The organism is Gelidibacter mesophilus DSM 14095 (assembly GCF_000423005.1).
Classification (GTDB): Bacteria; Bacteroidota; Bacteroidia; order Flavobacteriales; family Flavobacteriaceae; genus Gelidibacter; species Gelidibacter mesophilus.
Genome location: NZ_AUHD01000026.1, coordinates 1 through 11,115 on the forward strand (window position 1 = coordinate 1; position 11,115 = coordinate 11,115).

Annotated in this window: 11 protein-coding genes and 1 pseudogene; 11 read left to right on the forward strand and 1 reads right to left on the reverse strand. The window is 33.2% G+C overall.

Annotated features, from left to right (window positions below; translation table 11 throughout):
- The first annotated feature begins 35 nt into the window (after positions 1–35).
- The 9 genes from G525_RS0117215 to G525_RS0117265 all read left to right on the forward strand — a co-directional run bounded on the left by G525_RS0117215 (position 36) and on the right by G525_RS0117265 (position 7,707).
- The gene (locus tag G525_RS0117215; protein WP_027127218.1) at positions 36–584 is read left to right on the forward strand and encodes an HNH endonuclease; all 549 of its coding nucleotides are present in this window, start codon (positions 36–38) and stop codon (positions 582–584) included.
- Between the two features lie 159 nt (positions 585–743).
- Entirely contained in the window at positions 744–1,589 is an 846-nt protein-coding gene (locus G525_RS0117220) for an aspartyl protease family protein (RefSeq protein ID WP_027127252.1), read from the forward strand.
- Positions 1,590–1,978: 389 nt separating this feature from the next.
- Positions 1,979–2,446: a GNAT family N-acetyltransferase gene (locus G525_RS0117230; RefSeq protein WP_027127253.1), complete on the forward strand. Its 468-nt coding sequence runs from the start codon at positions 1,979–1,981 to the stop codon at positions 2,444–2,446.
- 191 nt (positions 2,447–2,637) lie between these two features.
- Positions 2,638–3,081 (forward strand): GNAT family N-acetyltransferase, encoded by a 444-nt coding sequence (locus tag G525_RS0117235; protein WP_027127254.1) that lies wholly within the window; start codon positions 2,638–2,640, stop codon positions 3,079–3,081.
- Between the two features lie 144 nt (positions 3,082–3,225).
- Positions 3,226–3,987, forward strand: a complete 762-nt coding sequence (locus G525_RS0117240; RefSeq protein WP_027127255.1) for a hypothetical protein — start codon at positions 3,226–3,228, stop codon at positions 3,985–3,987.
- A 164-nt stretch (positions 3,988–4,151) separates the two neighbouring features.
- The gene (locus G525_RS0117245) at positions 4,152–4,676 is read left to right on the forward strand and encodes a DUF6584 family protein (protein WP_157491968.1); all 525 of its coding nucleotides are present in this window, start codon (positions 4,152–4,154) and stop codon (positions 4,674–4,676) included.
- A gap of 797 nt (positions 4,677–5,473) precedes the next feature.
- Entirely contained in the window at positions 5,474–6,304 is an 831-nt protein-coding gene (locus G525_RS21925; protein ID WP_051210003.1) for a hypothetical protein, read from the forward strand.
- Between the two features lie 149 nt (positions 6,305–6,453).
- Positions 6,454–7,095: a hypothetical protein gene (locus G525_RS0117260; protein WP_027127258.1), complete on the forward strand. Its 642-nt coding sequence runs from the start codon at positions 6,454–6,456 to the stop codon at positions 7,093–7,095.
- Positions 7,096–7,356: 261 nt separating this feature from the next.
- Positions 7,357–7,707, forward strand: coding sequence for a hypothetical protein (locus G525_RS0117265; RefSeq protein ID WP_027127259.1), 351 nt, complete (start codon positions 7,357–7,359; stop codon positions 7,705–7,707).
- A 92-nt stretch (positions 7,708–7,799) separates the two neighbouring features.
- On the opposite strand, the gene ltrA is transcribed toward G525_RS0117265, so the two are convergent.
- A complete protein-coding gene (gene ltrA, locus G525_RS0117270) occupies positions 7,800–9,080 on the reverse strand; it encodes a group II intron reverse transcriptase/maturase (protein ID WP_027127260.1) in 1,281 nt (426 codons plus the stop codon).
- Positions 9,081–9,718: 638 nt separating this feature from the next.
- Between ltrA and G525_RS0117275 the strand changes: the two genes are divergently transcribed.
- Positions 9,719–10,681, forward strand: coding sequence for a hypothetical protein (locus G525_RS0117275; RefSeq protein ID WP_157491969.1), 963 nt, complete (start codon positions 9,719–9,721; stop codon positions 10,679–10,681).
- A gap of 228 nt (positions 10,682–10,909) precedes the next feature.
- Positions 10,910–11,115, forward strand: a pseudogene (locus G525_RS22575) (IS1182 family transposase); the annotation flags it as partial.

Sequence of the window (11,115 nt, forward strand, 5' to 3'; positions counted from 1 at the left end):
TAAACGTTGTAGTGCATTTGAGAAAAACATTTAGGATGATAAGAAACTATTGGAAAGAGGAATGGAAAAGGGTCAAATTTGACGATGGAATTGCGGAAAATGAACAGTTCAAAATCTCAAATTACGGACGAATTTTAAACTGTAAAAACGAAACCGAATTTGAAGTTAAAAAATCATACATCAACGGATATCAAAATCTTCCGCTAAAACAAAAACGGAACGGAAAATCGACCAGCAGATACGTCCACAAACTTGTGGCTGAACATTTTCTTGAGCGGAACGACGGAATTTATGTCATCCACCTGAATTACGACAAAACCGACAATCGAGTGGAAAACTTAAAATGGGCAACCAAAAGAGAAAAAGAACTTCATCAATTTAACAATCCGAATTGGGAAGAAATCGTTGAAAAAAGAAGTAAAAACATTGGTAAATTAAACGAGGGTAAAGTAAAAATTATAAAACGCCAATTAAAGAATAAAAGAACTCGAATAAATATGATTGCAAAACGTTTTGGAGTATCCGACACACAAATTCATAGGATAAAAAAAGGAGAGAATTGGAGTTCAGTAACCGAATATTAAAAAACGCACTACAACACCGTATATAATTTATTGCTAGTTATAGCCTACTTACGAAAATCCTCGCGGATTTTCTATTCGGTTTTTATTTGCTAAATTAGGTGCTTAAACCACGCAACAAACCATATACAATCACGTTGGCAAACATTTAAAAAAACAACAATGACAAACCAAGTATTTAAAATAACAATCCTTTTTATATTATTATTATCCTTTTCTTCAAATGCGAATGCACAAATCCCTTTTGAAACAAATGAAAGTGGACATATTATCATTAAGGCAAAAGTAAATAATGTGGAAGGTAAATTCATTTTTGACACAGGAGCAGGCATAAATGCTATTTTTACAAAATTTTCTCATAAAATCACAAATGAAAAAACAAATAATTTTTTTGTGGGACATAGAGCAACTGGTGAAGAATTGAATGTTGACCTATATAATGCAACAAGTATGGAAATCAATAATAGGCAATTTGACAATCAACAATATGCCATTATAGATTTAGATTTCGGAGATATAGACGGTCTTATATCATTACAACCCTTCAGAAACACAACTGTTACTATTGATTATATCAATAAAAAAATCCTTTTCAATAAGCCTACAAAAAACGAAAAAAGCATTGATATTCAAATAGCAGATTACGCAGGAAAAGCCATTGATATTTTCACATACATACAATTGAATAACACTTTGAAAATCCAAATACTATTGGATAGCGGTGCAGGAAAAAATTCATTTTGGTTTAGTTCAAAACTCTTTGAACCACTTGCATTAGATAAAAAAGATTTCAAAACAGTACCTATTACCAGCGAATTTAAAAAGCAAAATAATTATTACATTGGTAAGTTATCGAAATTAAACACAGTAAATAAATTATGTAAACTGGAAAGTTTAGATGTTGCCTTTGTTGACGGATTAATATATGAAGGCAAAACCAGTATAGAATGGCTGGGTGAGATACTTACCATTGATATTGCTAATAAGAAAATATTTATAACTGAATAAAAAACGTTTGCCAACACCGTATATAAGCTATGGCTTGGTCTGTCCTCACTTGGAAAATCCCTGCGGATTTTCCAAAGCCAGTTTTTATCAGGAAAGGTCTGTGCCGAATCACGCCACAGCTCATATACAAAACCGTTAGCGGTCAGGCAAAAAAAAACGTTACGAATCTAAAATAATTATTAACAAATAAAACAACAGTAAAATGAAAAATTTTCATCCTTTTTTTACCATCGGAACCGTAGGAATGATTGTAATTGCTTGCCTACATATGTTTTTAGCAGTAGGCTTATCATTAACCTCAATGCACACAACATTTTTTGTATTGTATCCCATATTCTTGACTTTCCTAATACTCGGAGTTGCGCTAACAGTTAAAGATAAAAAGACTCTTGTTTAAAGAAAAGACATCCAATATAGCAATTCGAGAATATGTCGACCCAGATGAAAATGAAATCATTCATCTGTTACGACTGAATACGCCTGAGTTTTTTGCTGTTGATGAAGAAGAAGATTTAAAAAAATATTTAGAGACCGAAAGAGAACTCTATTATGTATTACTATGTGACAATAAAATTGTGGGTTGTGGTGGAATCAATTTTGCAGACGGAAAAACTATGGGCAAAATTAGTTGGGATATATTTCATCCCGACTATCAAGGAAAAGCTTTAGGAACAAAACTATTAAAACATAGAATAGATAAATTAAAATCTATTAAAACCATCCGAAAAATAACTGTTAGGACTTCACAAGTTGCTTATAAATTTTACGAGAAACAAGGTTTTGAACTGTTTGAAATTAAAAAGGGCTTTTGGGCAGACGGATTTGATATGTACAATATGGTATATAAACAGCTATGAAACAATGCTAACTAAAGAAGCCCGAACCGCTAACAATGTATATAAAAAATAGGCGAAGCAGTAGTAAATTCAAGGCTTGTGGCTCGTATCAAACTTTGTGCTTAACCGAAAGTTTCGTGTTTCGAAATCGCCTACTTTTCATATACTAAACGTTGGCATTAATTTAAAAAAAAAATCGTAACTAATAAGGAATGATAAGAAAATATTCAAATTTGGATAAACCCAAAATAATTGAATTATTGCGAAAAAACACGCCTGAATATTTTGACTCTTCAGAAGAAAAGGATTTTGAAAATTATCTTGACAATGAAGTGGAAGATTATTTTGTTTGCGAAATAAACTCTGAGATTATTGGAGCTGGAGGAATTAACTACTTTACGGAACAAAAACTCGCTCGAATTTCTTGGGATATGATTGACCCGAATTCGCAAGGAAACGGAATCGGAAAGAAATTAACTCAATATAGAATTAGTCATATAAACGAAAATCCGAACATTGAAACAATAATCGTCAGAACAACTCAACTTGTGTATAAGTTTTATGAAAAGCTGGGATTTAAACTAGAAAGGGTAGAAAAGGATTATTGGGCGAAAAATTTTGACCTTTACTTAATGAAAATGCTGAATAAAAACTAATGCCAACAATGTTTATAAGCAATGGCTTGTCCTAGCTTACTTGGAAATTCCTGCGGAATTTCCACTGGCAAGTACTTGTTTGCATTTGTCCGTGACGAACCACGCCACTCCTCATACACTAAACGTTGTGTGTAATCTAAAAAAATGACGAACTACAAAATTTACATATTAATAATCTTTATAATTGGAATTTATTCTTGTGATTCTAAGGTTAAATCTACTGAGGAAAGCACAATAAAAGTGAACCAAACTTCAACCAACTCTTCAGAATTTGAATCGAAAAAAGAAATAGAATTTAAGGATACAATTAATATAAACTATTCCGAACATAAGACTCTTCTAAATATTCTTAAAATATTACCTGAATCGACAATGGATAGTTGGGAATGGAGTAAAAAAGACAGAAAAAAAACAGTAGATTTCATAGAGAATAACAATTATTTAATTGATTCAACTGAAATGTACAACAACATCAAATATATTAAACCAAATACAATCGGAATTCAAGTTGTTGATGGATTTTGGACATTATCAATATATGATTTTGGATTAAATGACTTTTTTATTGTAACAAATGATATTGTTGGAGATGGAAATGATATACAAACATATAGTTTTAGGAATAACAAACTCACACCAACTAAAATGGTAAATTGGTTTAGTGAATTTCAATATAAACTACTTTCAAATAATTCGACTAATTGTATAGATTTATTAGAAGAAAATGAAATGACTTATGACTACGATTTTAGTGATGAGAATATTATTAGCATTTCTTCTTGGTTGTTAACACAAAAAGAATCTGATAGTTGCTTAAAAGGAAACTATATAAAATACAAACTGAATAAAGAAACTAAAACATTTGATATTGTTGATATAGGTTGGAAAAATAATAAAACGGAATAAAAGACTACACACAACACCGTATATAATTTATTGCTAGTTCTAGCCTACTTACGAAAATCCTCGCGGATTTTCTAGTTGGTTTTTATTTACTAAATTAGGTGCTTAAACACGCAACAAACCATATACAACAACGTTGTGGTGCATTTAAGAGAAACATTGTGAGTTTGAAAAAAAAATTAGAAAAAATTGATTTTGAAGTTGAAAACGGACTGAAATTCAAAGCGTCTGACAGATTACGGAATTTAATTCAGGAAAATCCAAACGAAACTCAATTGTGGAATAAACTCGCTGAATTATATTATGAAAGCGGATTTTTGGACTCTGCTGGAAAATATTGGATTCTGACTGAACCAACTGAAGACCGAATCAAAAAATGTGTTGAGATTTATGAAAAATCAGTAAATTATTCTGGATATCAAATTTTGCAAGAAATTGTATTTCGTGGAGACAAATCCAAACTTTCGGAATTTGCTCAAAACAAATTGACGGAATTAGAAGCTGATAGTAAAAAGAAAGCTAATTATGTTCCGAAATTTTTACCAAGAGTAAATAAACCGAAAAGTAAAAGGGAAAAGCACAAGCAAACGTTTAACGACAAAATTGGTGGATTTATATTTTTTGGAATATTAATAATAATCGGAATTTTAATAATTATTGGATTTATAACAGCAATTAAATGGATATTCTGACAATAAAAACGACACCACAACAACGTGTATAATTAATGGCTGGTTCTCGCCTACTTACGAAAATCCTCGCGGATTTTCTATTCGGTTTTTGTTTGCTAAATTAGGTGCTTAAACACGCCACTAATCATACACAAAACCGTTGCCAGTAATTTGACAAAACCGAAATCGAATTGATAATATGATATTGAATAGGATAACGGAATTTTATGATGACCTCTTCCAGTATCATTATGAAAAGCAAAAAAAATTGGATTCTGACCCTGAAGCGTTTCCGACTTTTATAATTTCTTTTTGTCAAGGCACTAACATACTTCTGATTTTAATAATCATTTATTTCGTAACTGATTTGAGCACGATTGTTGGCAAAAAATTTCTGCCGTACTCTGTTTTCGGACTTTACCTAATTTTAGTTGGAATTAACACCTATTTGTATACATTTAAAAAAAGAGCGGAAAAAATAATAGAGCGGAATAAAACAATTAGCAAAAAAATGAGATTGTTTAGCAATCTTTACATATTATTTTCAATTTGGTTTCCTTTGTTTTTGATTTATTTCTTTAACGAGATTTATTGAACTGATTGAATAGCGGAATAGCGGAATAGCGGAATAGCGGAATAGCGGAAAAATAAAAAACTACTGGCAACACCGTGTATAATTAATGGCTAGTTCGAGCTTAATTACGAAAATCCTCGCGGATTTTCTATTCGGTTTTTATTTGCTAAATTAGTTGCTTAAACACGCCACAAATCATACACAAAACCGTTGGCAACAAGCTGAAAAACGGAACGAATAAAATATGATGTTATTAGATTTAGCTTGTTTTGACTGTGTAGTCAAACAAGTCGACAAAAAAGAAGATAAAACATTTGACGGAACTTCAATACCAACACCATTTGAACAAGTCAACAATAACGGTATTTATGAATTCACTTGTTTAAAAGGTCATAAATCAAAAACAGTTATTGACAATATCAACTTTGAAATTCTATTTGAATATGGACTGAATGCTATTGTTGATGGATATTATCGTGAATCAGTTTCTTCACTAACTTCCGCAATGGAAAGATATTTTGAATTTTTTATCAAAACAATATTAAGATCATCTAAAAATGATTTTGATTTAATTGATAAATCTTGGAAAAAAATATCAAGTCAATCAGAAAGACAACTTGGAGCATACATAATGCTTTATATACAAGTATTCGGAGAAGAACCTTTACTATTAAAACCTAATAGTGAAATTCCATTTAGAAATGGAGTTATTCATAAAGGATATATTCCAACGAAAATGGAAACTATAAAATTTGGAAACTCTGTAATGAAAATAATTGAGGAATCTCTTCTAAAATTAAAAGGTAAACACCAAAATGAATGTTTTGAAACATTTGAATATTATGGCTATAAAAAGAAAGCCAAAGAAGATATCGAGAAATTAGAAAAAAAAACAGGAAGAGGACAGAATATTATGTTTGTCAATATAATGACAACAATCGATGTCAAGAACGGCAGAGAAAAAAATCCAAAAGATGGTAGAAAAGGACTTGTTGAAAAACGAATCTCCAATATTATAGAAAGAAGAGAACCAAGAAGTTTAATTCTGTTGAAAGATACACCAAAAACGAAATAAAAGCCAGTTGCCAACACCGTGTAAAAATAATTGCTTGGTTCTCGCCTACTTGGAAATTCCTGCGGAATTTCCACAGGCTCGGTCATTGTTTAGTATTTTAGGTGCTTGCCACCGCAACTATTCTTACACATAAACGTTGTAGCACATTTATGAAAATCACAATCCAATTCATATTAGTCCTAATTTTAAGTTCTTGTGCTTCAAAAAAAAGTATCGAAAGAATTAACATATCGGACTATGAATTTGAGAGTATAACGAAAGCTTTTGATGCTAAAAAGTTGAGTTATATCGGGCTTAAAAAAAATTGCGTTGGAGAAGACCGAATTAAAATGTCGAATGAAAAAGATTGCAAAAACTGTGTTGCAATAAATAACACATATATCTTTTGGACTGACGAAAATAAATCATACGTTCAAAAATTTGACAATTGCAGTGAATTTAATATTATCGAAATTTTCGACTTTAAACCAACTGAGTTTTTAAAAAATAATACAACTGAATTACAAGCTGAAAGTGTAAAAAGATATCAAGTAGACAAAGGCACTTACAGGACTGTTTCTCATTCTTGCTTTCGGAACTATATCCTGAATGACGGAAAAATTAAATATGAAAAGAAATTCGACATATTCGATTTGACTGGAGAAAATGAAAATTTGAATTTTAAAACAAATAACAGTTTACAATTAATAAAATTGAATAATATATTAAACGAAATTATATCGGAATTAGAAAAAGAAAACCGATTTGAGAGGAATAAAAAAACGTGCTACAACACTGTATATAGCTCATAGCTTGGCAGTTGCTTAATTCAAAGTTAAGGCATATTTGGAAAGTCGCCAAATTTTTAAATTTGACAACTTTCCAATAAAAAATAGGTAGTAAAATTTAAAATTTGGCTTGTTCTTAAACCGAAAAATAATCGCTAATTTACACGCTACAAGCCATATACAAAACCGTTGTAGCACATTCCCCAGACAGGAAAACCGTTAACCCTTTTATAACGAAGGAAACTTTTAAATAATAACGAAATTAAAACTAATTCAATTTAAAGCATGATGAATATTAAGTGTATTTTAATAATAATTTTGTTTCCAGTAATTTCTTTTGGACAAAATAAATTAGACCCAACTTCCGATATTGATAATGAGATTTCAGTGTTTGTATTTAGCAAATCAAAAATCACACTTAATGGAGAAAAAATAAGCATTCCAAAACTTGAAAAACACCTAAAGAATAATCGGATAACAAAAGCAAAAATTGGCACTCTAAAACCAACACCACTTACGGTCTTTCCTACATTTGAAAAAGTTACAAATTTGATGGAGAAATACCAAATAAAATCGAAATGGTACAGTGACCCTGATTTTCAAAAACCATTTTTCGACGATGAAAAAAAAGAATAAATAACGTGCTACAATCGAGTGGATGGCTCCGCCATCAAATGACGGAGTGCACCCCTCACACCACCGTACGTACGGGTCTCGTATACGGCGGTTCACCAGATTAAAGTCTGTGCTCTATCGATGTAATCTCCTAGCGGTTTATAGCCTTTTCGTTTGAGTCTGCAAATGGTTATGGTAGTTTTTAAAATAGGGCTTTGGGCTACTGCCCATCCTCCCATTCGGGTTCTACTCCAAGCATACGCTTGCCCTTGTTCTATTCCCAATCTAATAAGATTTTTACGTTTACGTTCCAGCTTTTTCCAATCGTGCCAAATACAATATCGCAATCGGCTTCTTAACCAAGTGTCTAGCTTTTTAAGTTTAGCATAACTCTGGGTCAGCCGATAGTTGTTAATCCATCCCCGACAGACTTCATTGAGTCGTCCAAGACGTTCTAACAGCGATATAGGTTTGGTCTTTTGGGTGATACTCTTTAACGTACGTTTAAACTTGCCCCAACTCTTATGTGACACAACTAATTGATACTGCCCTTTTACTCCCTTTTTGTAGACAGGTACAAAACCGTGTCCAAGCAGTTCGAAATGTACAGGTCTGCGAATTCCGCTCTTGGCTTTGTTGATAGGTAACCTGAGTGCATCCCTTAAAAAGATATACAGCTCATTACCTATCCTTTTTGCCTCGGTCTTGCTCCTAGTGTAAACACTAAAATCATCCGCATAACGCACATAGCGCAGTCCTTTCGATTCCATATGCTTGTCCAGTACATCTAACATAATATTAGATAGCAATGGACTCAAAGGGCTTCCTTGCGGTATTCCTTTTCGGCGTTTCTCCAGCCGTCCATTAATACGTATGGGCGCTCGTAGCCATTTTCGGATTAGACGCAAGGTCGTTGGGCATTTTACCTTGTTGTAAATAAGTTGCAGTAATCGCATATGGTCTACCTCGTCAAAGAACCCCTGTAAATCAATATCTACAATGTCCTGATAGCCAGTATTGATATACTGTTGGGCTTGTAGTACTGCTTTGTGAAGGTTCTTATTGGGGCGGAAACCATAGCTGAACGGTTCAAATTCATATTCGAACTCAACCATCAACTGTTGGTTTACCGATTGTTGTAGCCATCGATCCACTACTGTTGGAATCCCTAAAAGTCTGGTCTTACCCATACCTTTTGGAATGGAAACCCCTAAGATCGGGTCTGGTACATAGCGATGTGTACGTATAGAAGATAGAAGGTCGTCCCGGTGTTCTGCTATGTAAGCAGCTAATTCCGTTGTCTTCATACCATCTACTCCGCACGCTCCCTTATTGCGCTCAACTTTACGCTGCGCCTTATAAAGATTCTTTGCTTCTAATACCTTTTCAATCATAGGGTCAATAAATGTAAATACTCCTGTTGGGCGAAGATGGGGCTAGCTAGGCTTCCCAATCAAATTCCAACATAATCTAATGTTCGGTCCTTCCTTATCTGTGAGGCTTCTGTGGTTTCTTTTCACAGCTCGTTTCCTATAAGTACTATGACTTCTGCTGACTTCTCCATTATGCCAACTCGTGGTTATAGAGACCTCCCCAGGTAATGGCATCTTCTTTCACTCGATTCCTGCCGTATCTACATATATGCACTTTTGGTATTCTTGGGGCGTTACAATGATGTGGTTGCTTACCCTTGCATAAATGCCTCTGTATACGGTTCCTGTTCGTCAGTACCGAGTTTTGTAGTTTCGCTTTCTTCAGATATGACCTCACGGTCAACACCCTTGCGACTTACTAATGCTTCCAGACGTTACTCAAGCGCATAAGGGACTTGCACCCTCTAGATTAATATCTTACTTTGCAGTAAGTAAAGATGCCCATACTGGGCACACACAATGTGTATAAGCAATGGCTTGTCCTCGCCTACTTGGAAATTCCTGCGGATTTTCCAATGTCAAGTACCTGTTTGCAACTGTCCGTGACGAACCACGCCACTGCTCATACACGAAACGTTGTAACACATTTAAAAAAAACATTGAGACAAACATTTAACCTTATATTTTTTCTAACGCTTTTTTCGAGTTGTCAAGAAAATAAAACGAACGGAATTGATAGTGAGCCGGTATATTTTGAATTCCAAAACTCTTGGGAAGAAAGGAATTTATTTGGTAATGTAAAATCAATATCAGAATTCAGAGCAAATTTCAAAGCGAATGATGAAATCGATAAAAAAAGTCAAAAATCAAAAATTCAGTTTACGGATTTCGGAGGTTTAAAAAGAGTTGAGTATTTTGGGACATTTGGAGATACAACACAAATAGAACAATACGAATATGATGATAAGGATAACTTCATAGAGAGTAATACGGAATTAGTTGGTTCAAATCGCAATTTTAGAACAGTGACTTTAACTGATTCTATAAATAATATTGTAACTCACAAATCATATCTTAACGATAGTATTGCCGAAACCAATGTAATTTACTACGATGAAAATGACCGAATAAAAAAACGCTTCGAAATTAAAAGAAATGACACTATTCATTATGTACATAAATTAGAATTTGACGAAGCCGATAACCTACTTTCAGAGGTTCAAATAGATAAAAGTGGAAATGAAGAAAATAAAATAGCAAATAATTTTAAGTACGCACAAAATGGCAATCTCATAATGTCAAGTTACAAGGTACATTCAACCGAATATATTTCAGAATTTAAATGGGAAAATGATAAAATTATTTCTCGTTCAGATTTTATTATTTATCCTGATGAGAGTAAACATTTGGAAGAAATCAATGACTACGATAAATATTACAATCCTACCGACTATAAAAAGTTCGCAAACTCTAAAATTGACCAAGAAATAAAATATGAATATGAATATGATAAATATGGCAATTGGATTAAACGAACTGTATTTTTAAAGCAAAATTCTTTAGGCTCAAAGAAATTTGAAAAAGCGTATATTGAGTTTCGTGAAATTGAATACTGGGAATAAAAACGTGTTACAACACTGTATAACCGCAATTACGGCGGATTCGACTGCGTCCGAATCCACGCGTAATTGCTAAATTCCGTGCTTAACCGAAAAACCTCGTATATTTATCCGTAACTGCGGTTATACTAAACGTCAGACTGCGCAATAACCTCCCTTTCTTAATAACTTTGTTGATTTCCTTTTAACGCATTGCCCAGATCACTTTAAGATATTGGTTATCTTAATGTTATGGATTTTATAACAGGTTTTAACAGGGATCAATTGATAATGATGGACTTTGAGTCATGCGTAGGTCATGATTCATGGGCGCGTACCGTTGATATGTTCGTGGATATCCTCCCAATGGAGGAACTGGGCTTCAGGGACGTGCTCAATTCAGAGGGAAGGCCTCCCTACCATTCGACGGACATGCTCAAGCTCTATCTCTACGGGTA